This is a genomic window from Pseudomonas antarctica (genome assembly GCF_900624995.1).
Taxonomy (GTDB): domain Bacteria; phylum Pseudomonadota; class Gammaproteobacteria; order Pseudomonadales; family Pseudomonadaceae; genus Aquipseudomonas; species Aquipseudomonas antarctica.
This window is the reverse complement of sequence record NZ_UYXQ01000053.1, coordinates 1-25,140: the sequence shown is the minus strand read 5'-3', so window position 1 is coordinate 25,140 and position 25,140 is coordinate 1. Positions and strand designations below refer to the sequence as shown.

21 protein-coding genes are annotated in these 25,140 nt (G+C 59.9%); 4 read left to right on the top strand and 17 right to left on the bottom strand.

Annotation, left to right across the window (positions count from 1 at the left end):
- The 6 genes from E0F99_RS20035 to E0F99_RS20010 form a co-directional block, all read right to left on the bottom strand.
- On the bottom strand, positions 1–1,394 hold a 1,394-nt coding region (locus tag E0F99_RS20035), incomplete at its 3' end, for an acyl-CoA dehydrogenase (RefSeq protein WP_130908890.1).
- 233 nt (positions 1,395–1,627) lie between these two features.
- Positions 1,628–3,079 carry an outer membrane protein transport protein gene (locus E0F99_RS20030; RefSeq protein ID WP_083358169.1) on the bottom strand — a complete coding sequence of 484 codons (1,452 nt, stop codon included), beginning with the start codon at positions 3,077–3,079 and terminating at the stop codon, positions 1,628–1,630.
- A 120-nt stretch (positions 3,080–3,199) separates the two neighbouring features.
- Positions 3,200–3,703, bottom strand: a complete 504-nt coding sequence (gene praB, locus E0F99_RS20025; protein WP_083358168.1) for an alkane oxidation protein activator PraB — start codon at positions 3,701–3,703, stop codon at positions 3,200–3,202.
- Positions 3,704–3,837: 134 nt separating this feature from the next.
- Positions 3,838–4,332, bottom strand: a complete 495-nt coding sequence (praA, locus tag E0F99_RS20020; RefSeq protein ID WP_083358167.1) for an alkane oxidation protein activator PraA — start codon at positions 4,330–4,332, stop codon at positions 3,838–3,840.
- Between the two features lie 135 nt (positions 4,333–4,467).
- Complete coding sequence (locus E0F99_RS20015; protein WP_083358166.1) at positions 4,468–5,748, bottom strand: alkane 1-monooxygenase; 1,281 nt, start codon at positions 5,746–5,748, stop codon at positions 4,468–4,470.
- 258 nt (positions 5,749–6,006) lie between these two features.
- The gene (locus tag E0F99_RS20010; RefSeq protein WP_173667115.1) at positions 6,007–7,005 is read right to left on the bottom strand and encodes an alpha/beta fold hydrolase; all 999 of its coding nucleotides are present in this window, start codon (positions 7,003–7,005) and stop codon (positions 6,007–6,009) included.
- 277 nt (positions 7,006–7,282) lie between these two features.
- Between E0F99_RS20010 and E0F99_RS20005 the strand changes: the two genes are divergently transcribed.
- The 3 genes from E0F99_RS20005 to E0F99_RS19995 are packed head-to-tail and all read left to right on the top strand — an operon-like array spanning position 7,283 to position 10,569.
- Positions 7,283–8,818, top strand: a complete 1,536-nt coding sequence (locus E0F99_RS20005) for a flavin-containing monooxygenase (protein ID WP_083358164.1) — start codon at positions 7,283–7,285, stop codon at positions 8,816–8,818.
- Positions 8,815–9,705, top strand: a complete 891-nt coding sequence (locus tag E0F99_RS20000; protein ID WP_083358163.1) for an SDR family NAD(P)-dependent oxidoreductase — start codon at positions 8,815–8,817, stop codon at positions 9,703–9,705. Before E0F99_RS20005 ends, E0F99_RS20000 begins: the two co-directional genes overlap by 4 nt.
- A gap of 15 nt (positions 9,706–9,720) precedes the next feature.
- On the top strand, positions 9,721–10,569 hold the full coding sequence (locus E0F99_RS19995; RefSeq protein ID WP_083358162.1) for a metal-dependent hydrolase: 849 nt from the start codon (positions 9,721–9,723) through the stop codon (positions 10,567–10,569).
- On the opposite strand, the gene E0F99_RS19990 is transcribed toward E0F99_RS19995, so the two are convergent.
- The gene (locus E0F99_RS19990; protein WP_083358161.1) at positions 10,566–12,638 is read right to left on the bottom strand and encodes an EAL domain-containing protein; all 2,073 of its coding nucleotides are present in this window, start codon (positions 12,636–12,638) and stop codon (positions 10,566–10,568) included. The genes E0F99_RS19995 and E0F99_RS19990 overlap by 4 nt on opposite strands.
- 389 nt (positions 12,639–13,027) lie before the next feature.
- On the opposite strand from E0F99_RS19990, the gene E0F99_RS19985 reads away from it, so the two are divergent.
- Entirely contained in the window at positions 13,028–13,369 is a 342-nt protein-coding gene (locus E0F99_RS19985; RefSeq protein ID WP_083358160.1) for a DUF6388 family protein, read from the top strand.
- Here E0F99_RS19985 and E0F99_RS19980 read toward each other — a convergent pair.
- The 10 genes from E0F99_RS19980 to E0F99_RS19935 all read right to left on the bottom strand — a co-directional run.
- Positions 13,366–14,208 (bottom strand): serine/threonine-protein kinase, encoded by an 843-nt coding sequence (locus tag E0F99_RS19980; protein ID WP_083358159.1) that lies wholly within the window; start codon positions 14,206–14,208, stop codon positions 13,366–13,368. The two genes, E0F99_RS19985 and E0F99_RS19980, sit on opposite strands and share 4 nt — an antisense overlap.
- Positions 14,205–14,927, bottom strand: a complete 723-nt coding sequence (locus E0F99_RS19975; protein ID WP_130908889.1) for a PP2C family protein-serine/threonine phosphatase — start codon at positions 14,925–14,927, stop codon at positions 14,205–14,207. The genes E0F99_RS19980 and E0F99_RS19975 overlap by 4 nt, the downstream gene beginning before the upstream one ends.
- Positions 14,928–14,932: 5 nt before the next feature.
- A complete protein-coding gene (gene tssM, locus E0F99_RS19970; protein ID WP_083358158.1) occupies positions 14,933–18,292 on the bottom strand; it encodes a type VI secretion system membrane subunit TssM in 3,360 nt (1,119 codons plus the stop codon).
- 16 nt (positions 18,293–18,308) lie between these two features.
- Positions 18,309–19,169: a type IVB secretion system protein IcmH/DotU gene (gene icmH / locus E0F99_RS19965; RefSeq protein WP_083358157.1), complete on the bottom strand. Its 861-nt coding sequence runs from the start codon at positions 19,167–19,169 to the stop codon at positions 18,309–18,311.
- 5 nt (positions 19,170–19,174) lie between these two features.
- Positions 19,175–20,503, bottom strand: a complete 1,329-nt coding sequence (tssK, locus tag E0F99_RS19960) for a type VI secretion system baseplate subunit TssK (protein ID WP_083358156.1) — start codon at positions 20,501–20,503, stop codon at positions 19,175–19,177.
- 1 nt (position 20,504) lies between these two features.
- The gene (gene tssJ / locus E0F99_RS19955; protein ID WP_083358155.1) at positions 20,505–20,990 is read right to left on the bottom strand and encodes a type VI secretion system lipoprotein TssJ; all 486 of its coding nucleotides are present in this window, start codon (positions 20,988–20,990) and stop codon (positions 20,505–20,507) included.
- Between the two features lie 5 nt (positions 20,991–20,995).
- The gene (tagH, locus tag E0F99_RS19950) at positions 20,996–22,171 is read right to left on the bottom strand and encodes a type VI secretion system-associated FHA domain protein TagH (protein WP_083358154.1); all 1,176 of its coding nucleotides are present in this window, start codon (positions 22,169–22,171) and stop codon (positions 20,996–20,998) included.
- A gap of 17 nt (positions 22,172–22,188) precedes the next feature.
- Positions 22,189–22,320 carry a type VI secretion protein gene (locus E0F99_RS30505; RefSeq protein WP_083358153.1) on the bottom strand — a complete coding sequence of 44 codons (132 nt, stop codon included), beginning with the start codon at positions 22,318–22,320 and terminating at the stop codon, positions 22,189–22,191.
- Positions 22,321–22,403: 83 nt separating this feature from the next.
- The gene (locus E0F99_RS19940; RefSeq protein ID WP_083358152.1) at positions 22,404–23,942 is read right to left on the bottom strand and encodes a sigma-54 interaction domain-containing protein; all 1,539 of its coding nucleotides are present in this window, start codon (positions 23,940–23,942) and stop codon (positions 22,404–22,406) included.
- Positions 23,942–25,140, bottom strand: a 1,199-nt coding sequence (locus tag E0F99_RS19935) for an AAA family ATPase (RefSeq protein ID WP_130908888.1), incomplete at its 5' end; no start/stop codon positions are given. The genes E0F99_RS19940 and E0F99_RS19935, both read right to left, overlap by 1 nt.

Genomic DNA, 25,140 nt, shown 5'->3' with positions numbered 1-25,140 from the left:
ATGATCCGCGCACGCTCGGTGACGTGGTATTTGGCGATGGCCGAGATCACGGAAGGTTTTTCACCCGCATCCAGAGACGCCACCGAGACCTTGCGCACCGCATCGCAGGCATACAAATGCCCGGCCATGCGCGCCAACGGCGCCTGTACGCCTTCGAACTTGCCGATGGGCAGGCCGAACTGTTTACGCATGGCTGCATAGGCAGTGGTGCCGCGCACCGCGACTTTGCCCAGGCCGACGTTAGCCGATGGCAGGGAAATCGCACGACCGGCTGCCAGGCATTCCATCAGCATGCGCCAGCCGTTGCCGACTTGTTCGCGGCCGCCGATCACCCATTCCAGCGGAATAAACACATCCTTGCCGGTGGTCGGGCCGTTCTGGAACACCGCGTTCAGCGGCCAGTGACGGCGGCCGCTGTTGACGCCAGGGTGAGACGTGGGGATCAACGCGCAGGTAATCCCCAGGGAACCTGCCTTGCCGAGCAAACCGTCCGGGTCTTCGGCACGAAACGCCAGGCCCAGCACCGTGGCAATGGGGCCAAGGGTGATGTAGCGCTTGTCCCAAGTCACTTTGAAACCCAGCACTTCCTCGCCTTCGTGCACGCCTTTGCAGACGATGCCCAGGTCGGGAATCGCCCCGGCATCGGAGCCGGCATACGGGCTGGTCAGCGCAAAGCACGGGATGTCTTCACCGCGCGCCAGACGCGGCAGGTAATAATTGCGCTGGGCATCGGTGCCGTAATGCAGCAGCAGTTCGGCCGGGCCCAGGGAGTTGGGCACCATCACCGAAATCGCCGCCGCCGAGCAGCGCGTCGACAGCTTCATCACCACTTGCGAATGCGCATAGTGGGAGAAGCCTTTGCCGCCGTACTGCTTGGGAATGATCATGCCGAGGAACCCGGCGTCCTTGGTGTACCGCCAGCCTTCGGGGGACATGTCCTGCCAGACTTGAGTGGTTTCCCAATCGTTGGACATGTCGCACAGCGTCTCTACCTCGTTGTCGAGGAACGCTTGTTCTTCGGCGCTGAGGCTGGCCGGTGCCGCCTTTAGCAGGCGGTCCCAGTTGGGTTTGCCGCTGAACAGCTCGGCGTCCCACCACACGGTGCCGGATTCAATCGCGGCGCGTTCAGTGTCGGACATGGCCGGCATGATCTTACGAAACAGGCCCAGGGCCTTGCTGGTCAACAGCGCGCGACGCAGGGGCTTGATCGCCAGCAGCAACGCGGGCAACACCACCAGCAGCGCGGCGACGGTGGCGCCAAACCCGGCCACCACGTTGAACAGGTAACCCGCCGCCAGCCAGATCAGGCCAGCGCCCAACCACAGGGCGGCGACGGCTTGTCGATACGCCAGGGCAATCGCTGCTGCGACGCCCACCAATAACCAGATAACCATGGGGATACCTCTACTCGATTCAGGGCGTGGCCGATGTGCAGGGCACTCGAAATGAGCGGCGGCGCAAGACCACACTACAAACTTGGAAAGCCAAATTCAAATTTTGTTTTGAAATTTTTATTTAATGCCTTTGCGCAACAATAACGGGCTGAACGCGTCAGCCTGTTTTAACAGCCGTCAGGGGGTTAAGCCGCGAGCACCTAGATGCGCTGGGTGCTCGGGCCGCGAGGGTTTTAGAACCTGTAGGTAGCAGACAGACTGACGATGTCGCCTGAAGACTCAGCCGTACCGTCCAGTCGACCGCCACCCAGACGATCAACGTTTTGGGTTTTGATGTTGACCTTCTCGACAAACTGGTGCGAATACGCGGCATCCAGCGTCAAGCCCGGAATGGCCTTGATGTCGTAACCCGCACCCAGCGAGGCAAAGTAACGATCGCCGTCCGGGATACGTGGGTCACGCGTCGAGTTGCGCGTCGGGGTTTGGTCATACGCCACACCGGCCCGCAGGGTCAGCTCATCCGTGGCCTTGAAATCGCCACCCACGGAGTACATCCATGCATCCCGATAGTTGTAAGGAATGGCAACGATCGTCGAGCCCTCGGACTTGAGTGTCAGGTCCTTGAAGGACGACCATTGCGTCCACATGGCGCTCAGACCCAAGGTCCAACGGTCATTGAACTGGTGCACCCAGTCGATCGCGGCAGTCGCCGGAATATCCAACTGAGTGCTGGCATTGGCGCCGTTGGGGTACAACTTCAGCCCAGGGTACGCCGTTTCGACCAGCGTCTTACCGGTACCGAAGACGGTGTCGTCGGTCATCAAGCCGTTGTTCAACGTATCAGCCCGGATGTTGTATTTACCGGTCAGCTTGTTTTTGATTTTGGCGTGGTAGTTAAGGCCCAACGAGTCTTGGTCCGTCGGCTTCCAGACAATGCCAGTAAACCAGCCAACGGAGACGTTATCGACCTTGACGCGCATCAGCGCGCTGCCGACGCCCGACGGAAACGCCCCATTGCCCAAACCGGGAGAGACCGACGCCGCCGAAAACAGATCGATGTTCTGGCTGACGAAGCCTTGGCTACGCTGGACGATCATGCCACCACCGATGGAGAAGTCGTCACGCACCTTGAACGATAACGACCCCGTCAGGCCGACGGTTTCGATTTTGGTGTCGACGGCGAAGTCGCGAAACTTGGAGTTTTCATTCCAGGTGGTGCGCATCCCTTGTGGCACGACCTGACTGAGGCCGAATGCAAAACGGTCACCCATCGGGATGACCAGAAAACCGGTCGGCAACCAGGCGGTGAAACCGCCCTGGCCACCGTCATTGTTGTTGACGACTGCCGTACTCGGATCAAAGCTGCCATCGGGCATCACGGCGGTATTGGAGCCTGGATTACCGGCGTAGTCGTAAGCCTGGCCGCTGTATTTGATCTTCACACGCGCATAGTCGACGGTCTGTTGAACCACGGCCTGGTCGACAAATGCCATGGCCGCCGGGTTGTTGTAAGCAGAACTTGGGTCGTTCTTGAACAGAGAACCGCCGCCGAACGCCCGCCCCCAGCCAGGGGCACCGTAAGTCGGCGTGGAGAAACCACCCGCCTGCACGGGAGCGGTCGTCATCAGCCCCCCCAGTAATGCCAGCCCCAGCAGTGTTTGAGCCTGTTGTTTCTTAGTGATCATGCGGCACTCCTTATTATTATGCGCTCCCGGCATTGCCGGCTTTCCACGTCAGCCGGCACCTCTTGCGAGGCACCGGTTTTTCAACGGGTGATCAACCCTTCGTTCTGCAATGCGCGCCCTTTATGGGTTAACGGTCAGACCGGCGGCAGTCGTGGTCAGCGAGACAATGTTGCAGCCGCCGCTCAGCGCCTGGTTAGCCGCGGTGAGGGTGTGAGTCGCCGCGTTCCAGGCCACACTGATGGTGGAAGGGCCGCAGTCGGTGGCTGGGATAACGATGGACTTTTTGATGGTGTAACCCACGTTCTCCACCTGGCCTGTAGTGCCCGACAATGCGGTCAGCTTCCAGCCTGGCGACGGGATGCTTTTGAGGGTTGGCAACGAGCAGAGGCCACCACCGGTCAGGGCGGCATTGTTGATCGTGGCAACGCCGCCACTCACATTACCGCTGAAGGTAATACCGCACGTCACAGAGCCCCCGAATGAAGACGGTGACTGCACGACGATGGAGCCTGCGGTGGTGGTAAAAGGACCTTCCGGGCTGATCGAAGCCGCGCTGGCCAGAGAAGCAGCCCCCATGCAAACAGTCAGAGCAGTCAACGACACGAGAGTTTTCAAGCTTTTCATTGTTTTTCCTCACATGTTATGGCGAGTCATTTCGCCAGGGGTAATGGCCATGATCGAGAGGTCACGGTGAAACTGCAGAACTTCCCTTTCCAGCCAAATCTCAATTCAATTACCGCTGTATCATTAGAATGCGTTTATTCGACGACCTTGAAGGTCGGCGGCATCTTGATCGACACCGTCTTAATCGTGCAGTCTTCGCCAATCGGCACATTGGCCGCCTCTAACTTGCCGGTGGCGTTATCCCACGTACCGTCGGCGGTGGAAGGGCCGCACTTGCCGCCCAGGCCAAAGGCATGAACATCCACGCTGATCTTGGACATCGAACCGCTCTTGGTATCCTTGGCAACTAATACCCAGGGCAAGTTGATGGCTTCGACGCGGCTGCATTTAAGGCCACCGTCAAATTCAACTTTATCGACATTCACCGATGCACCATCGGCCGCGACCTTGCCGGCCACCTTAATGGTGCAGTCGGCGCTGATCAGGGCGCCCTTGGAAAAGCTGATCGGCCCCTGGGCAGTAAACGCACTGCCCGCCGGCTCGATACGGGCGGCCTGGGCCTGCTGGTAAACAATCAGGCCCAGGGCGGCCAATACGACATGGGCGGTGAACTTGGCAGGGCTTTGCATAATGTACGTCCTTCCCTTGAAATTATTGTTGTTCGGGTCAAACCACTTGCTTGCAACTAAACCGCTAAACCTTGGGCGATGAAAACCTGCGCGATACACAGATCCCGAGTACGCCCATCCTGTTTTTAAATCAGATCAAAACGGCCTGGCACTGTTGCTGTACTTCTCCAGGTACTTCAAACGTTGTGACGGTTGAAGATTGGTCAGGCTGATATCGCCGGCGTAATGATTGAGTACCCGGTGGTCCATGCGGCGTCGCCACAAGTACGGCACATAGGCCCAGACAATCATGCTCGCGTAGCCATAGGGCAGTTGCGGCGATTCATCAAAGTGGCGCAACGACTGATAACTGCGCGTGGGGTTGGCATGGTGGTCGGAATGCCGTTGCAGTTGGAACAGAAAGATATTGGTCACAATCCGATTGCTGTTCCACGAGTGCCGTGGCGAGCAACGCTCATAACGGCCATTGGGCAACTTCTGGCGTTTAAGCCCGTAGTGCTCGACGTAATTGACCACTTCCAGTAACGAGAACCCATAAATGCCCTGAATGATCAGGAACGGAATCACTGCCGCCCCCAACCAGGCAATCATCGCGCCCCACAACACCACGCTGTACATCCAGGCGCTGAGCACGGCGTTCTTCCAGTGCAATGCCGGCAGGCCGAGTTTGCGCAGGCGCTCACGCTCCAGGTTCCACGCCGAGACGGCGCTGAACCACACCGAGCGCGGCAGGAACGCCCAGAAGCTTTCGCCCAGGCGCGAACTGGCCGGATCTTCGGGCGTCGCCACGCGCACGTGGTGGCCACGGTTGTGTTCGGTGTAGAAGTGCCCGTAGAAAGTCGGCGCCAACGTGACCTTGGCCAGGAACACTTCCAGCGGCTTGGGCTTGTGCCCCAACTCGTGGGCGGTATTGATCGCAATGCCGGTGGCGGCGCCGGTGGACATCGCCATGCCCAAGTAAGTGAACCAACTGATTTCGCCATGCAGCTCAGTGCGTGCGGTTATAAACGCGGCAGTTTTGGCCAGCCAGCTTGATGGGTCGAGGGCGGCGGTGGCGTTGAGCAGCCCGCCGTTGATAATCCAGTCGATACCGCCGGCGGCCAGCCAGCCGGTGATCACCACGGAGGCGATCACAAACAGCACGCCGGTGTAGACGATCCAACGGTAATAGCTTTGCGATTCAAGGTTGCTGACGGCAGATTCGGGTGGGTTGCTGACGTCTTCGCCGAGCAGGCCGTCGATCAAGGGGATGAAACCAAAGATCACCAGTACGCCAACCCACCACAGTTGCTGCACGCCGGTGGTAATGGCCAGTGCGCCGCAAAGCAAAGGGGTTGCCAGGGGCATGATGCCCAGCCACCAGAGGTGACGTTTGCCGTCGGCCCAGACGGTCGGAGTTACCAGAGTTTGATTCATGGCAGCCTCCGAACGAGACAGATTGGAGATGCGATAAAAGGCGTTTTTTTCATTATTTTATTCGCTCTTAGGCATTTCAAAAATCGTTTCAAGTTTCACATTGAAATAATTTTTTTAAATAAATAGCGCGGAATCGTTAGGTCGTCAACTAGTTTCTCGAAGGCTTTTTGACGTGACCGGGCAGTCTCTTTTTCAGCCATCTGGTCAGGTGTCTAAAGCAGGCATCGACGCCGTTGAACCGCGAGTCGGGTCGCACAATTATTTACCCGCCAGGGCAAACGGCGGGTGCAACACGGTGGCACTTTCTACCGGCCTGACGCGCTTGGCGACCTGCTCCACCACGGCCACCACGCGCTCTGTGGCGGTGATCGGCAACATATGCCCACGGCCCTCCACCACCTGCAGCTTCAGCCCAGGCACCTTGCTTGCCAGGGCCTGGCCGTGCTTCTGGAAGTCCAGCACCTGGTCGCGCGCGCCATAGATGAGGCCGATCGGCAGGGTCAGTTGCGGGTAGCGCTTGACCATGTCCGGCAGGTGATCGTTGACCGTGTTGATCTCGGTGGAGGCTGCGTAGAAGTTGGTTGGGCGCATCCCCAGCAACCCGCCACCGCGCGTGGCGAAGTCCGCCGGCGCGGCATCAGGGGCGAACACGCCCTTCACGACCGAACCTTTGGTCAGCAGGCCAACGGGCATGGTCAGCGTGTGTGACACCCAGCGCCGCAACCACGCCGGGCGCACCGCCAGGGAAAGGAACACCAGCGGCAGCAGGCGCTGGGGATGGGTCAGCGGCGCCACCAGGATCAACCCGGACACCGCGTGGGGATGGTCAAGCGCCAGCGCCAAAGCAATCGCCCCGCCGAGGGAATGCCCCAGCACCAGCGGTTTATCCAGGTCCAGCGTTTTGATAAACGCAGCGACTTGCCGAGCCTGGGCCGGCAGGTCTGCCGCCGTACCGTTGTGGCGCGTGGAATAGCCCGACCCCGGACGATCCAGCGTGATCACGCGAAAACGCTCACGCAATTGGCCGGACAAGGCATACGTCAGGTTGCGACTGCTGCCCATCAGCCCATGAATCATCACCAGCGGCGGGCCCTTGCCCTCCTCTACATAATGAAAGCGCTCGCCATCGACGTCGACGAAGCGCCCGTTGATCGGAACAGACGCTTCAATGCGCCGTGTCATCCAGGCACTGAAGCCCCACAACACTGCGCTCGCGCCCGCGAATACACCCGCAGCGACAACCCACTCAACAGCCATAGCTCGGTCCTCTGCTTCCCTGCCGCCGGCGACCTGACCGGTATTGATCAAGGCCTCAGCCATCGTCCACACCCTGGACCTAAACTGCATGCATACCGTGCTCGTCCGTCGGACAAGTCGCATATGCGGAACAAGGTCCTAGCGTAGGCGATATTTTCAGGTAGATTATTTAAAATCTTTTTTAAAATAATTAATTCATTTTTCCTTTGCAATGGTGTTCTATCTAAAAGACAAAACAAAAAACAGGAGCACATCTGATGCCCAAGAGGGACAACTCATGAATGCCCACAGCGACTCAATCGACATCGCCATCATCGGTTCAGGGTTTGCCGGCCTGTGCATGGCGATCAAACTCAAGGAAGCCGGGCTCACCGACTTCTTTGTCGCCGAACAGGCCGCCACCCTCGGCGGCACCTGGCGCGACAACCACTACCCGGGTTGCGCTTGCGATGTGCAGTCCCATGTGTATTCGTTTTCGTTTGCACCGAACCCGGACTGGACCCGCCAGTTCGCGCCCCAGGCAGAGATCCGCGCGTACCTGGAGCAATGCGCACAGCGTTTCGAGCTGGCGCCCTACCTGCGTTTCGGCATGGGCCTGCAACGAGCAGTGTTTGATGAGCAGCAGCAACGCTGGCAATTGAGCTTCAGCGATGGCCGCCAAGTCAGCGCGCGGGTGCTGGTGTCGGGCATGGGCGGCCTGTCGCGCCCAGCACTGCCGGACATCCCGGGGCTGGACAGCTTCAAGGGCAAACGCTTTCACTCCCAGCACTGGGACCATGACTACTCATTGAAGGGCAAACGCGTGGCGGTGATCGGCACCGGCGCCAGCGCTATCCAGTTCGTGCCGCAGATCGCGCCGCAGGTGGCGCACTTGGACCTGTTCCAGCGCACGCCGCCGTGGATCATGCCCAAGCCCGACCGCAAGATTTCGCGCGTTGAGCGCTGGGCCTTCAAGCACCTGCCCTTTACCCAGCGCCTGGTGCGCGGGGCGTTTTATTGGGCACTGGAAGGCCGTGTGGTCGGCTTTGCCCTGCACCCAAGGCTGATGAAAATGGTGCAGAAAATCGCCCTGCGGCACCTGCGCAAACAAGTGGCGCGCCCTTCCCTGCGCAAGACCCTGACGCCGGACTACACCATCGGCTGCAAACGCGTGCTGATCTCCAATGACTATTACCCGGCGCTGTCGCGCAGCAATGTCGAGGTGGTGACCGACAAGGTGCTGCGCATCGAAGCTGACGGTGTGATCACCGCCGACGGCATCAAGCACCCGGCGGACTGCTTGATCTTCGGCACCGGTTTCCAGGCCACCGACCCGCTGCCCCGCGACTGCATCATCGGTCGCGACGGCGTCGACCTGATGGACGCCTGGCGCGACGGCGCCCACGCCTACAAGGGCACCACGGTGCCGGGCTATCCGAACCTGTTTCTGATCGTCGGGCCGAACACCGGCCTTGGGCATAACTCGATGATTCTGATGATCGAAGCCCAAGTCACCTACATCCTCGATGCCATTGAGCACATGCAGCGCCAACGCATCGCCACCGTGGACGTCAAACCCGCCGTGGAGCTGGCCTACAACCAGCAGTTGCAGACCAAGCTCAAACACACCATCTGGAGCACCGGCGGTTGCCAGAGCTGGTACCTCGACCCACGCACCGGCAAAAACACCACGTTGTGGCCCGGTTCGACCTGGCGCTTCAAGCAGGTGACGCGGCACTTCGCCCTCAAGGACTACATCGCTCACCCACTGCCTGCGCCGACGCCTCGCGCGGTTCCGGCGCCCCACTCCACCGCAGAAGGCAGCCTGTCATGAAGTCATTCAACGGCCGCGTGGCGGCCATCACCGGTGCAGCGTCCGGCATGGGCCGCGCCTTAGCCTTGGCCCTGGCACGCGAAGGTTGCCACTTGGCGCTGGCAGACAAGAACAGCCAGGGGCTGGAACAGACCTTGGCGCTGATCAAGACCTCGACGCTGGCGCCAGTGACGATCACCACCCACGTGCTGGATGTGTCCGACCGCCAGGCCATGCAGGACTGGGCCGCGCGCTGCGTGGCCGACCACGGCCAGGTCAACCTGATTTTCAACAATGCCGGCGTGGCGCTGTCGAGCACCGTCGAAGGTGTGGACTACGCCGACCTCGAATGGATCGTCGGCATCAATTTCTGGGGCGTGGTGCATGGCACCAAGGCGTTTTTGCCGCACCTCAAAGCCAGCGGCGACGGCCATGTAATCAACACCTCCAGCGTGTTCGGCCTGTTTGCCCAGCCCGGCATGAGCGGCTACAACGCCACCAAGTTTGCCGTGCGTGGTTTTACCGAAGCCCTGCGCCAGGAACTCGACCTGCAACGCTGCGGCGTGTCCGCCACCTGTGTGCACCCCGGCGGCATCCGCACCGATATCTGCCGCAGCAGCCGCATCGACGCGAACATGACCGGCTTTCTGATCCACAGCGAGCAACAGGCCCGCGCCGACTTTGAAAAACTCTTCATCACCGACGCCGACCAGGCCGCCAAGGTCATCCTGCAAGGCGTGCGCAACAACAAGCGCCGTGTGCTGATCGGCCGCGACGCGTATTTCCTCGACCTGCTCGCCCGTTGCCTGCCCGCCGCTTATCAAGCCCTGGTGGTGTTCGCCAGCAAGCGCATGGCGCCCAAACAGCGCACGCCGGTGTTTGAAACCAACGACGAACCCCGTCTCTGAACAGGAGCACCTACGATGCTACCCATCCGTCGCGATATCCGTTTTGCCTTGCCTGCCGAGCGCATCAAGGACTGGCATGAACAAGGCCCGTTCATCACGCACTTCTTCAACGCGTTGTCGCTGTTGTTTCCCCAGGGCGAGCTGTTTTTCATGGACAGCGTGCGCCACTATCGCCAATGCATCGACGACCCGGAACTGAAAAAGGAGATCCAGGGGTTTATCGGCCAGGAAGCCATGCACAGCCGCGAACACGTGGCCTATAACGATCATTTGCAAGCTGCGGGCCTGCCGGCGCACACCCTCGACCGGCGCCTCAAATTCATCCTCGACCTGCAAAAAAAACACCTGCCGCCCTCGTTCAACCTGGCGGTGACCATCGCCCTTGAACACTACACGGCGATGCTCGCAGAAATCCTGCTGAGCGACCCTTCGCGTTTTGGCGAGTCACTCAAGGGCTACCAGCAAATGTGGTACTGGCACGCCCTGGAAGAAACCGAACACAAAGCCGTGGCGTTCGATGTGTGGAACACGGTGATCAAGCCGGGGCCTGGGCGCTACCTGTTGCGCACCGGCACCATGCTCATTACCAGCGTATTCTTCTGGCTGGTGGTGCTGGATTTCCACCTGCGCCTGCTGATTGCCGACCGCAAGGCCGGCGGGCACGTAAAGGGCTTCTGGCGCATGCTCAAGTTTCTGTACAGTGCCAAGGGCGTGTTCCCGCGCATGCTGCGGCCATGGCTGCATTACTTCAAACCGGGCTTCCACCCCTGGGACCACGACAACCGTGCGCGCTTGGCGGGGATCGATCGGTTGGTCGAAGAGATCGAACAGACCCAGCGCGAATACGCCGCGCAACCGGCCTAAACCTGAGCTGCCTCGCGTTCGCGCACAAAGCGCTGCAACTGATCGCCGGGCAGCGCCTTGCTGAAATACCAGCCCTGAATGAACAGCTCAGTGCCGGTATTCAAGAACGCCAACTGCTCGGCCGTCTCTACGCCCTCGACCACAACGCCGAGGTTGAGTGCCTCACAGAAGCGCAGCATGCCGGTCAGCACCTGGGCGCCCTTGGGGTCGCGCTGGGCCACCACAAAACTGCGGTCGATCTTGATGAAGTCCACCGGAAACTGGTGCAAGTAACTCAAGGCTGAAAAACCGGTGCCGAAGTCGTCGATATATACCTTGGCGCCAATGGCCTGGAGTTTCTGGATGGTCTGGCGCGTGGCCTGGACATCACTGACCAGCGCGTCTTCGGTGATTTCCACCGACACCTGGCCATGGGCCTGGGCGAGGATCTGCACCAGACGATCAGCGTAGGCCGCGTCCGTCAGCGTGGCGCTGGAAATATTGATGGTCATCGGCAAGGCAAAGCCCTCCTTGCGCCACTTCTGGTGCTGACGCACCGCCTGGGACGCCACCCACACATCCACATCCGGCATCAACCGCGCCTGGGCCAGCCACTGCAGAAACTCCCATGGCGAATGCACCGTGCCCTGGCTGTCCCGCGCGCGCATTAGTGCCTCACAGCCCGTGCAGAGGCCGGTGCGGGTGGAGATTTGGGGTTGAAATTCGAGGTAGAACTCGTAATCGCTGATCTGCTGGATGCGGCTGATCTGCACGGCCTGGCGGGCCAGCGCTTTGTGCGAAGCCAGCACGGGGTCCAGCTCGCGAAGGCGGCCCTTTTCTTCAAGCCCGCGAAAGGTCATGTCCAGCGACTTGAGGTACACCGTGCCGCCCTCGCTGGCCTGGCGGTGAATCGCGCGCACATACGGCGCATACACCAGGGTGCCGATGCCCAGCAGCACCACTTGCAGCACCACCGCCGCCACATCGCCATGAGTGCTCAGGTAGGCATTGAGCAGCACCGGCGCGGTAAACGGCACACTGGCCACCGCAGGCGACACCCATCCCAGCTGGACCACCGTCAACGCCAACAGGGTTTTGAGCGCCGGCACCAGCAGAAACGGGATGAACAAGCGCGGGTTGAGAATGATCGGCAAGCCGAACAGCAGCACCTCGCTGACGTTGAACAACGACAGCGGCAAACTCGCCATCGCCAGCAAACGCATGGACCGGCTCTTGGAAAACAGCAGGATCGCCAACAGCAAGCACAACGCACCGCCAGACCCGCCGATAAACGCAAAACAGCCCAACAAGCCATTGTTGAGCAGGTATTTGATCGGCTCACCCGCCGCGAGTGCGGCGCCATTGAGCGCCACAGCCTGATCCAATACATCGAACAGCGGCTGCATGGCATACACACCATGAATGCCGAAAAACCACAGCAGCGAATTCATCAGGGCCACAAACAACCCACTGCCATAAGGCGATTGCAGCGCATCAAGCACCTGCGGCCCCTGGATTTGCGCCACATAGGGGATCTGTAACAGCAACGACAACACCACCACCAATAGCAGCGCCGTGATGGCGCCCGGCACCACCATATTGATAGCACCCCGCAGGTTATGGCCGACCAGGTCCTCGTTGACCAGGCGGGTCCAACGAAAACGGTTCAGCCAGGCAATCGCCGGCACATTGAGCAGCGGCGAGGCGATGGCGATAAACAATACGAACGTGGCCGAAGCGCGGGGGTATTCGCGCAAGACAAATGTGGCGATCACCACATGAGCCAGGCACAAAAAAGCGACGGGCAATTGTGGCAAGCGGTGCTGGATTGCGAGCATGTACCCAATGGACGCCGCTACCAGCAGCGGGATGACCGAACTGATCTGGTTGTGCAACCCAGACAGAAAGCCCACCACCTGCGGATCGAACCCCAGCACCCTGGCGCATTCGGACAGGATCAGGAAACCGGCCGACACCAGCAGGCACGGCAGAACCCACAGCAGTCCCTCACGTATGGCGCGCAATGATTCGGTACTGGCCAAGGCCGCCAGGCGTTGAGTAAGGAAAAGTTTGAACAGCGTTTGCACCATGCCCCGCCCCTCCGCCCATCGCTTTCTGCCTAGGGTGGCAGCCCCGGAATTCTCCTGTAACGCTACACGGCCAGATACCGAGAGCGAAAGGCTTTTGCCGCGCCACCGGCAATTATTCAGCGTTAATGTCGGCCGTTGATGTTTGTCGCGTACGGCGAGTTGGCCCAAGCTTTGGATTGTTACGCGCGAACGCACTCGAGCCCAGCCCTTGCTGCGTGTGTATTTCCCGAGATCCAGGAGGCGGAACCTGCCCCTTATGACCTGCGCACTGCGAGGCTTTCCTGCGCCGGTTACCGCCAACTGAAAGGCTGGAGCGATCGCTACCTAACCGATTGCAAACCCAAGGGCGCGACCCCATCTAGTGAATTCACTTAAACGGGAGCAAGCCCTTGTCAGAACCCGGTGATAATCACCAACGTGCCCTGGACCGCTTTTTGAGCGAACACCCGGACGTGGTCACGCAGTTGGACACCCTCAACCCGTTGGCCGCGCAGGCCAAGGGCGAAACACTGGCGCAGTACCGCGCCGAGCGCCTGCACGAAGCCTTTGAAGCCGAGGCTGAGCGCCAGCACTTGTTTGCCTGGGAGCTGACCCTCAAGTTGACGGCCGAGTCTGCCGAAGCCTTCGAAGCCCAGCGCTTGGAAGTGCACAAGGAGGTTGCGCAGATGGCGGGGTTGAGCTGGGGGGAATACTGTCAGTTGCATGGCTTGGACGAGGGAGGCGTTCGCTAGAGGTACCAGGCACGTCGCGTGCACCCCATCGCCTCGCGCAACTCGGCAACAGTGATGGTGCGCCGTTGAGGGTCAACGGCCAAAGCCGAGCATAATGCTTGCCAGCAATGCCTGGGCAGTTGCCGAGGTCGCGCGAGCCTTTGCGTGGGCTGACGTTCGCCGAGGCGCTTGCCGTGGGCCAACTCGTACACAATGCACGCCACGCCATACAGGTCGGCAGCGGCGGTCAACTCGCCGCCCGCCAGTAATTCCGGAGCCGCGTAAGCGCGTGTACAGGCATTAAAACGGTTGCGACTCAAACTCGGCAAACCTGCCGCCACCTGCGCCGGGGCATGGCCCAGGCCAAAATCGAACAAACGAACGCCCTCCTCACTGACCATGACGTTGGCGGGGTTCACATCGCCGTGCAGTACCTTTCGCTGATGGGCATAAGCCAGAGCATCCAGCAACTGTAAGGCCATGGGCTGCAGCTCTCGCCACGACAAGCCACCAGGACACTCCTGCAGCAATCGATCCAGGGTGATGCCGTGCATCAATTCCATAGTGAAAAAAGCGACCCGGCTGGGGGTGTCCACCTCGAACGAAAACACCCGAACTACGCATTCATGGCGCAGGCTGCGAGTCATGGCGAACTCGCTGTACAGCAGCACATGTGCGTCAGGGCACGCGGAAAAAGCTTCGCCCAGCAGCTTGAGTGCCACGCTTGCGCTGGGCTCACCAAACTGTTCGTGTAACAGGTCTCGGGCGCGATAAACCACGCCCATGCCCCCCCGGCCCAATTCGCGCTCAAGGTGATAGCGCCCAGCGAGCAAACCTGCGGGGGTTGATGTTTCACTCATGGCTGTACAACGACTGCGGTCAAATCATCCCCCGCGGGCGTGCGCAACACCATCGCAAATAACCGGTCCACCATCTGCTGCGGCGTCCCCACGCTCAAGGCCTGCCCCACCTCCCCGTGGCTGAGTGCCTGATACAGGCCATCGCTGCACAAAAGAAACACATCCCCTGGCTGGGTGCTGAGCTCCAGCACTTCCAGGCGCAATAACCCACGCGCACCAATGGCACGGGTCAACGCCCTCGCGTCGGGGTGTGCCTGGGCTTGTACGCGACTCAACTGGCGCTCAGCCATGAGGCGCGCAAGCAACGAGTGGTCCCTCGACAACTGGTACAGTCGCTGCCCACGCCATAGGTAGCAACGACTGTCTCCTGCCCACACACACGCCGCGCGCCCTTCTTCGAGCAGCAACGCAACGACGGTACTGCCCATCCTGACATCGATGCTTGCGCTGGACCGCCCTCCCGCGCTTCGCAGCCGCTGGTTGACACTTTGCAAGCGTTGCCGAGCAGCGTTAACGCGTTGGTCGAGGTTGCCCACGGCCCTTAATGAAGCCAGGCTACTGACCACCCATTGACTGGCCAGATCGCCGTGCCGATGCCCGCCCATCCCGTCCGCCACCACCCAGCAGCCGTCCTGCGGGCAGTCCAGGAGGGCATCTTCGTTACGCGACCTGGCCTTGCCCCGTTGCGTACGTCCGGCACTGCGCCACTGACTGTACATGGGCTTCACAGGTGTTCCGGCAGGCGCAAAGTGCGCCACGCCTCCATGTCAAACGCGCTGGGTGTACGTTGGCTCGTGAGCAGATAATTGGCGCGCAAGCCCGCGAGGTCGGCCTTATAGAGCTGCGCATTTCGCCCACTCGCAGGCTCTTTTTGCAACAAGTCGAAAAACCTGAACAGCGACCAGGCCCCGGTATTTTTCTCGATACCCAGTGGCCGTTGCTCAGTTCCTCTTTCCAGGACCAGGCTGCTACGGCCTTCGTCCGCGTCGATGGGCCAATCAAAGGTCATCGGCACGATCGGGCCATGCCGATATTCAAGCTGTTTCTCACCAAAGCGCAGTGTCGCGCGACTGACCGACTGATCCAGGCTATAGGGTGCCAAGGTAAATCGAACAGACAACTCAGCGTTTTCTTGGGTGAAGAAGGCGCGGCGGATAAGCTGAGCTTTCGTCAGTTGATCCAGCAACGAGCGCGATATCGGCAGGCTATTGCCGTCCAGACTACGCAGTCGATAACGGCTGCCGTCGACGCTGATGAAAGGCCGCAGGTAACCCTCATAAAAGCCTGACATCACGCCATTGGGCTTGAAGAACTCTTGGAAGTCGGTCAGGGCAACTTCGCTGGCCGCGTGAGCCTCGAAGGGGTAACGCTGGCGAATCGCCTTGGCGTAGAGGCCATACACCTCACTCTGGTAGCGTTGGTTGACGTGCACATAAGCCCCTTCCAGCAAGTGGCGCCAACTGTCTTCGGCGATACCTTCAAGCCAACCGGCGAGCGGCAATGGTAGGCGCGCAGCGGCATCACGCAGGTTGCCTAATGCATCTTGCTGCCCTTCCATTCGCCGCTTGACCCGGTTGAAAGCTGCCTGCTCCGGTAAGCTCTCGCGGTTCAGCGCGGCCAGTTGCACGTGCAATTCGTCGAGCACGCGCAACGCCTGGGTCAACTCAACGCCGGGGTTCTGTTGCTCATCGAGCAACCGGTGCAACGGTTCGAAACGCCGTTGTAACGCACGGCGGGCAGCGTTGGGCGCCACCGCCCCCAGGGCATCAGCCACCGCTGACGGCACACGCGCACCGGACTCAACCGCCTGAGAAGCCACCTTGCCCAAAAGCTCAGGACTGGGCAGCAAACGCGTATTTTCACGCAGTAGCAGCAACAGATGCATCAACGGTGACTGCGCCGATGTCAGGCTCGCCAGCTGTTCGGCATCCTGCTTGAGGCCGTCCGTCTGCTGCAGCCTGATCCGTCCGAGAGCGGCGCTCCAGACATCGGCATACTCACTGAAATAGCGCTGCTGCAGTTCAGTCATCAGCCGGCGCAGATCCATCGCACTCAAGTCGGTGCTCTCCCCCAGCACCCAGTTATCCTGAGCGATGGCATTCACCAACCTTGGGCCTTGTGCCTCAAAGTACTGCACATAGCGTTTTGTGTAGAAGCCGGGAATGGGTGGATCAATGGCGGTGAACACCTTGCCTTCGGCCAGGCGCAGAGGCTCCAGGTTGCGTGATTGTTCGCGCAGGGTTCGATACACCACATCGGCCAGCGACTCACCCCGAAGTTTTTCACGCGCTGTCACCACAAGCGCTTCATCAAGCGACGCTACGAACGGTTGCTCAAGCAGCCGCGCCAGGTGCTCATTCAGGCGCGCCTGCTTCGACGTATCGCCCACATATCGCGCAGACCATTGGTCGGCTATCCGCGGTGCAAGCCAGGCGCTATCACGACGCTCACGTACATTGAGCATCAGGTACGCGCGCAGGTTTTCCAACAGTCGCTCACGGTCACTGAGGCTTGCGCGCACTTGCTCTTCGAGCTGTGTCGTTATCTGATCCAGTAACGGCTGCAGCAGCGCCTGCTCATAGGCGCGGGCCAACAGTGGACGGCTCGTCTCTCCTTGATACAGGCCGGCGCGCTCAATGAACGGCACGTCCTCCTTTGGTGGAAATACCTGCATCGCCGCCAGGCGCGCATCCAACAACGCCAGAGTCTGGTCGATATCCGGTGTGCTAATCGAGGGCTGTGCGAGCAGGCTTGCCAGTTGTGCCAGGCGCTGCTGGTTGACTGAATAACTGTGGGCCCACAACCCTGCAAGACCACCGATCACACTTGCCATGGCTAACACCTGCAACCCTTGGCGCCGACGGATACGCTGCTGTTCCTGGGTCTGTAAGCCGGCAAGGCCGGCCTCGGCAAAGATCACCCGACGGAACAGTCCCTGGATGAAGTGGCTGCGCCTGTCGCCAGCGCAGGTCAGATAAAACCCGCGCAAACCGTTGATACGCTGGTAACGGTGCGCGGAAAACGCCGACTCGATAAACAGGCACAAACGCTCACCGAGCTGCGCCGCGTGCTGGGGAAAATCCAGCATACGGCCACGGCGGTCGACAGCGCGTTCCTGGTGCAATCGCGTCACCAGCTCCGCACTCAACCGTTGCAGTAACGCCTCGAACGCTTGGCGTACCTGCGTGGTGTCAATGCCAGCCTTCCCGGCATCGAGGAACTGCCCCAGCACGCTGTCGGCATCCTCGCCCGTGAACGAGTCAAAGAATTCGGCAAACCCCGGCAGCCGATCAGCCTGGGTCAACACCAGATAGATCGGTACATCCACATGTAATGTCTGCTGGACTTCCTGCAGGCGGGAATGCACATGGCGAGCGTGACGATCCAGATCGTGTTCATTGGCGCTCAACAGCGCCTCTACCGATAACGTCACCACCACACCATTGAGTGGGCGTACTCGGCGACGCAACCTGAGCCCAGTCAACAGCGCCGACCAGCCTGCGGCGTCCGTCACGCTGTCGGGTTGCGTCAGGTAGCGCCCCGGCGTGTCGATGAGTACAACTTCGTCGGCAAAATACCATTCGCAGTGCGCAGTGCCGTGCGCGGGTTTCGCCTCAACGTGATCAAGCGGTGATTGCAAGCCGGCCGCCGCCAATAGACGCGTCTTGCCACTGCCTTGGTCGCCGATCACCACGTACCAAGGCAATTCATTGCGCCAACGCTCATTATGCCCTGCGTAACGAGGCGAAGTTTTCAGCCTTTGGACCGCCTCCTTGAAGCGGCCTCGTACCTGTTTCTGCTCGTCTTGCGCCCATCCCGGCGCCTGCTGGGGCACCTCGCTATCAGACCGGTTGACCCCAACCGTACGGCGTCCACCCGCGACGACTATCGCCAGCCCCCATAGCAGAAACAGAGCACTGATAGTCATCAATCGAGCCGTCTGGCCTTGCCAGAACCGGTAGTCATCCACTGCCAGCAAAGGCCCTAAACACCACACCAACACTGCACAGGACAGCACCAGTATCAGGCTCCAGACCCAAAACCTGCCCAGCACGGTGCTCGCGCTCTTGTAGAATGCGTTCATTCATTGCTCCCAGCGTTTACAAGGGCGTCAGATTCAGTTTCGACGCAGGAAATTGAAGGGGTTGCAGCGTACTCGCGGCATCGGAGCCCAGCCGCCAGGCAAACCCTGCATACATCGCCAGCACACACGCCAGGGTAAAGACCGCAACCCACGAGGCAGAAATGACGCGTAATCGCATACGCCGCGCGAGCACTGCCGGTGCTGGCGGCACGAATTGCGAAGCTGGCTCGCCGCGCACCTGCCTTACCTGTCGATACAAGGCGTCGCGTACCAGCTCGAGTTGCGATGCTCCTCGCTCCATGATGCGGTACTTGCCTTCAAAGCCGATGGACAGGCACAGGTAGATCAACTCCAGCACCGCCAGATGCTTAACTGGATCACGGGACAGTCGCTCCAACAGCTGGAACACTTTCTCCCCGCCGAAGGTTTCGTTGTGAAAGCGACTCAACAGGCTCATCTTCGACCAGTCGCTGCGATTGCCCCACGACGTAGTGACCACGGCCTCATCAACCACGCTGCACAGCACATAACGCGCTGAAATGACCTGGCTGCTCTCGGCACCACATTGCAAGGCGCGGGTTTCAAATTGAGTGACCGCCGATGACAGTCGGTCGTTGACCGAACTCAGGCTTTCGCGACCGGAGCAGCCTTTGAGCTGAACCACTTGCGACAATAAGGCCGATGCGGCGGCGACGAGGGGGTTGAGCCCTATCTTGAAGCTTTGCGCCTCCTGCACGCGGGCGGCGTAGATCATCCGATCCTCCAATTGCTCAAAGCGTGGCGGCGAAGGGAAATCCGTTATCGGCCTCTGTGCCGGGCCACGGCCGTCATGGTCGAGCAACACCGTTTTTTCATCCAGCGGATATTCACTGTCCATAGTGTTTAGTTCCTGATGGCCCAGAAGTTGAGTTCAAGCGCTGAAAATTCACCGCCTACATGGAAGGCGAAACCACCGGACTGCTCCAACTGTGTGATGTCGCGGGCATTCAAATCGAGCATGAAATAGGTTTTTCCGGCATGGAACGGAATCTGTCGCGGCGCCACCGGCAGTGGTTTGACCTTGATACCTGCCAAGTGCAGGTTGACCAGTTCGCGTATGCGTTCTACCGGACCGATCTTCAAATGTGCTGGCAGGCGATGGCGCAATTCCTCCGAATCACATTGCGCCGTGGCCGCGAGAATGAATGTTGCCGTGCCCAGCAGCTTCAAGTCGCTCACCGGACATACCAATACGCCGTATTGGCGTTTCTGCAGTGGCAGCTCGATGGCGTGTTGCTCCAGCACCATTGACAGTACGTCGCGTACGCCCTCCATGAGCCCACGAAAACTCTCACCTTGATTCCCATGCCGGTAACGCACTTGCAGATGCGCGCGCTTACTGTCGCTGGCGAACGTTGATAATTCACCAAACATCGACAGCAGCGTTCGGAACAGCTCTTGCGGTCGGACCTGGGCCTGACTCAAGTAGTGACGTAGCTCCAGCTCAGTACGATTGATCAGTTGCAACATCAGGAAGTCGCCGATTTCCGAGCCAACTGCCGCCCCCTCGCCGCGAATACGCGCCGCAATGGCGTCCCCGCGGCTGGCAAGCAGGCTGATGACCTCCTTGAGGCACGACGACACATAGCCGCTACCCTGAAGAAAAATGAAGGTTGGTGTGAAGTCCGTGTCGAGGATCACGCCGCCTTCATCGGAAGAGCCCAGTACCTGCGCTACCTTGAGTTTGACCAAGCCCTGGTCGCCGGGCGGGTTTCCCAACAGAAGACGCAGATCAGGGCGTGCGCAACTGATGTGGAAGCGGGAGTCGACACCGGCATTCGAATCACCCACCTCCACATCACAGGCCAGATAGCGTGTCAGGACATCAGTCTGCTGTTGCCCGCGAACCTCGGCCTGGTTGCCGGTGGCCAGCGGCAACGCCAGATAAATCGTTTGCTTGCCCGCGTTGGCGGGCACCTGCAGGATCAAGGGTTCCATCGCCGCACTCAGCTCGAACAGGCTGCCATCGGGCAAAACGCCAGAGGCCTGGTGGACCACCACCTTGCCAAGACTCAGGTACTGCAAATCAACCTCCAGCGTGAGGAATCCCCAGGCATCGCCGCCGAGTAACCGGGTTTGATTGAGTTGCTGGTGGTAATAGCGATCGTTGTGTTGAAAATGCTGAGGCCTTAGCAACATGCCTTCCTGCCAGATGACTTTATGAACCGGCATATCACTGCGCCTCCTTGTCAGGATTGGGCGAGCCAAGGCGAATACCTGCCTGGTCCAGTACCACGTCAGCAACGGTCACCTGTTGCGGTGTAACGGGGATAACCAACCGCCATTGCACATGAGGCAGGTCCCGATAGGCCGCCAGTACCCCCAGAAAGCGCGCGTTAGGCGCCAGACTGAGCTTGAGAGTCAGCCGCTCACCTGGGCGTAGCTCCAGTTCCTCGCTGCCCAACCAATCCTTGGGCAACGCCTGTTCGGCATGGCTGTAGAGGCTGAAAAAGTCAGCGTTCTCAAAGGCGACGGGATGTCGCAACTCGAACAGGTGCACCACCACCGGCGACGGGCGGCCGTGCAAATCGGGGTTGACTTGGTCACCTGCCGTCAGCGCCACATTCAGTTTGGTCAACGTAGAAAAAGGCGATACCGCGCTGCAGCCGGCCATGAGGCCCAGCATGAGCAGGACTGAAACAAGGGAGGCTCGATACATAACTTTCATCCTGAATAATCGACGTGCAGTGTTGAGATCAAGCGAACCTGCTCTTCATAGGCCTTTGCAAAGTCGCCGCCGTACCACTGCTCATCCGCGATCAAGCGTTGGTAGTGACGCTGGTAAGCTCGCCAGTGCCCACCGTCAGTGGAAAACCATGGCCGCTTATCCCGATAGTCGAAGCCCATCAGCAAATGCCCAGGCGCAAAGGCTGTACGCGCGTTGCGTAGCGCACTGCGACAGGCCGCCAGCAACGCAACCTGATGGGCCTGCAGTTCCCGATGAACGTGGGTAATCGCCTGTTCAGCAGGCAAATCGTCCGTTTCCCCAGGCCCTAGCAGCCTCGCCAACACGGCATCGGTATCGACATACGCGTTCAGTGGGTTGCGGCTTTTGTGCAAGGTGTCTACAAACGGCAGGTCCAGCTCACTTTTCAGCTCTTCGCGGGTACGCAGACTATGTTGCAAGCCCTCGACACCTATACGAAGCAAACGCGCCACTTTGATCGCCAGTGCCTCTTGGCTCGCGCGATCCAGTGTCTCCAGACGAATGCCCAGCGCCGCGGCGAACTGTGCCCAAAATTCGCTGCTGTCCGGTGGCGTCGCGACACCAGGAGTCGGGGGTGTTTCCCGAACAGTTTCAGCGCGCCGAGGTAGGGTCAGATGGTCGCTGCTGGCCACACTGTGATCCGACCACGACCCATGCACCTCGGTTGCTTCCTCCAATGCCGCCAACTCCAGCGAAGTGGTCTGACGCAGATGCTCGATATCCAGTGATTGAATGGGGTCCAACGACAGGAATGCGTCATCGGGGATGGCGCCTCCCACGACATCGTAGGGTTCATCCCGCGACGGCGCCTGCGTTATCAATCGCGCCCGGAGCGCAAACGGTCCCAGCTCAAACACCTCGCCATCGCCGATCAATCGCGCCTGCCCTTTGCGCAAGCGCTCGGCACTGCCAGACACGCCGATACCGTTAGTGCTGATATCCGTCAAAAAGTACCGCCCCTCACGGAAAGCAACTAACCCATGGTGACTGGAAAGCAGGCGACTGGAATCAGCAAGCGTCCAGTCACAACCAGCACCGCGGCCAATCACACCGCCTGCGCCGTCGAACAGTTTGCGCGCCGATACCGCGCTGTTAACGCCCTTTACATCACATGCCTCAAGCACGAGTTGCATGGCCTGGCTCCCCCCATTCACTGGTCATGAGTGTTCACCTTTGGCTCACCCAACGGACGGTAATCGGCATCATCAAACACATAGTTCGCGCTGCAGCCACCCAATAAACACAACACAAGCACGAGGGCTTGCCACGTACGAAAATGCATTAGGGTTCTCCCACAACGTTGAGGTCACCAGGCCCGATTCGACGCAGGCGGCGGTGATACTTTGCAAAGTTCAAGCTCACCATTCAGCACTCACCCTTGGCGTCGCCAAAAGGAATGTTCAAGCGAGCAAGACGGTAGAGCAGCGTGCGCCGAGCAACGCCCAGCTCACGTGCAGTGCGAGTGCGATTGCCGCGGTTCTTGTGCAGGCAATCAATCAGGAACACCCTTTCCACCCGTTCCATGCGCTGGCGCAATGTCGTATCGACTGCTACGGCAGCGCCCGCCGCTGGAGCCAGTGGGAGCGACAGGTGCACTGGCAGAATTAGATCGTCGTCACATAGCAGCACCGCTCGCTCTACCAGACACTTGAGTTCGCGGACATTGCCGGGGAATTGGTGACTCGACAGTTGATCCAGTGCGACATTCGACCAATCAACAGGCGCCCTCCCGAGAGAAACGCAGGCCTTTTCAGCGAAATGTCGCGCCAGTTGCAACACATCACCGTCCCGCTCAAGCAAGGCAGGCAACTGGATAGGGAACTGTGCAAGTCGGTAATAAAGGTCTTCGCGGAAACTGCCCTCTGCCACCATGGCAGCGAGGTCGCGGTGGGTCGCGGCGATAATGCGCACGTCAACCTTATGGGCGGCACTGGCGCCCAACGGACGAACCTCGCCCTCTTGCAGTACGCGCAGCAACTTGGCTTGCAATGCCAGCGGCATATCGCCGATTTCGTCCAGCAGCAATGTTCCGCCATGCGCAGAATCAAACAGGCCCGCGTAGTTGCGCTCGGCGCCGGTGAATGCACCTTTGCGGTAGCCAAACAGCTCGCTCTCCAACAAGCCTTCCGGGAAGGCGGCGCAGTTTTGCACCACAAACGCCTTGGCACTGCGCGGCCCCGCCGCATGAATGGCGCGTGCGACGACCTCTTTGCCCGTCCCGGTCTCACCCCGTAACAGAACGGTGTAAGGGGTATGCAGGACCTTGTCGATCAGGTGGCAGGTCGTCTCAATCGCAGCACTGTTGCCGATCAAGCCATACGCGCCCGCCATCGGCGCACCACGTTTGGATCTTGTGGCGTTCGTCGTGGGCTGAATGCACCGCAACAGGCGTAGCTGGTTCAAGGCAAAGCTGCCCAATCGTTCCAACGAAGGTGCGTAGCCATGCAACGCCGTTGAGTGGCAACTGGCACACAGCAGTACGCCGGTAACCTGCTGGCTGCGGTTGAACAGCGGGACCGCCAACAATGAACGCCAAGGTGTCTGGGTCAGCGGCAGAAAAGCGGTGTCATAGAGGCCGCTCTCCACATCATCAAGGCTGAGCATACGGCGCTGGTTGATGACGTAGTGCAGCAGTTGTTCTTTATGCCATGGCGAGCCCGAAGTCAGGTCGATGGGCGTTAGCGCTTCAGGCAAATGCTGGGCGATCAGGTCAAGTCGTCCCGTCAACTCATCAAGCAGGTACAACTGGCTGAGTTCGCACAGGCTCAGTTGCGCAGCCCCCACCACACACAGGCCTGGCAAGGTAGTTTCATCACTGTCGAAGCCCACACCTGCAAAACAGTGCAGCAAGGCATCGGCGTAGGCCAAAGGATCGGAAAGATCGGCAAACAGGTCGTGTGTCATTAGCTGAACTCGCACATCGGCTGGCCGTTGCCATCCAGCTGCGCATGGGCCAAGGACAATAACTCGCCCAGGGCCATCGCGCTTAGAAGGCGGTCCACCATCTGCGGCAGCAAATACCGCTCGATCCATTGGTCGATGTAGCGCGCGCCGCTATCACCGTGGGCACAACGCTCGGTCATGTAGGTAACCAGCTCGGACGAATAAGTGAATGCGAGCTTGCGCCGATGCAGTCGCTCACCGAGGCTCGCAAGCTTGAGCCTTGCAACGTCGTGCAGCACTTGCCCCGCAATCGGGTAATACGGCACGACACGCATCCGCGCCAACAAGGCCGGTTTGAAATGAGCACGCAGCACAGGGTGAAGAACCTCCTGCAGCGCCTGGGCATCAGGTCGCTGGCCGCCTGCACATAACGTGCTGATGCAGTCGCTGCCCAGGTTTGAAGTCATCAGGAGCAGCGTATTGCGAAAATCGATTTCTCGCCCTTCGCCATCATTCGCGCGGCCCTTGTCGAATATTTGGTAAAACAGGTTCAGGATCTCCGGATCGGCCTTCTCGACTTCGTCGAGCAGCACCACTGAATAAGGGCGCTGGCGCACGGCCTCCGTCAGGATGCCGCCCTCGCCGTAACCGATGTAACCCGGTGGAGCGCCGATCAATCGAGACAGGGCGTGCTTTTCCTGGTATTCCGACATGTTGATGGTGGTGATAAACCGTTCGCCGCCGTACAGAAGATCCGCCAGGGCCAGTGCTGTTTCTGTCTTGCCGACACCACTGGGCCCCACCAGCAGAAAAACCCCTACTGGCGCATCTGCCTTGTTCAGGCCTGCAGCAACAGCCCGCAGGGCGCGATCAAGGGCCTGCACGGCGTGCTCTTGCCCCAGGATGCGAGCGCGCAAGGCATCGGCAAAGCCCAAGACTTTTTCGTTGGGCTCAAGCGCCAGCTGTTCGACAGGAATACCGGTCCAGGCGCTGATGACCTGCGCCACCAGGCGCGGGCACACCTCAAGGTTGCCCGGCAATTGCGAACGCTGCTGCTCCAATGCCTGGCGCTCGCACTCAATGGCTTCCAAACGCAGGTTCAACGCCTGCAAAGCCTGCGTATCGACCGGCAACCCCCTGTCGGCGTCCCGGCTCAATGCACGAAGCTGTCGACGGCCCTCTTCCTGCTCCGCACAGATGTTTTGCAATGCCTCAGGCG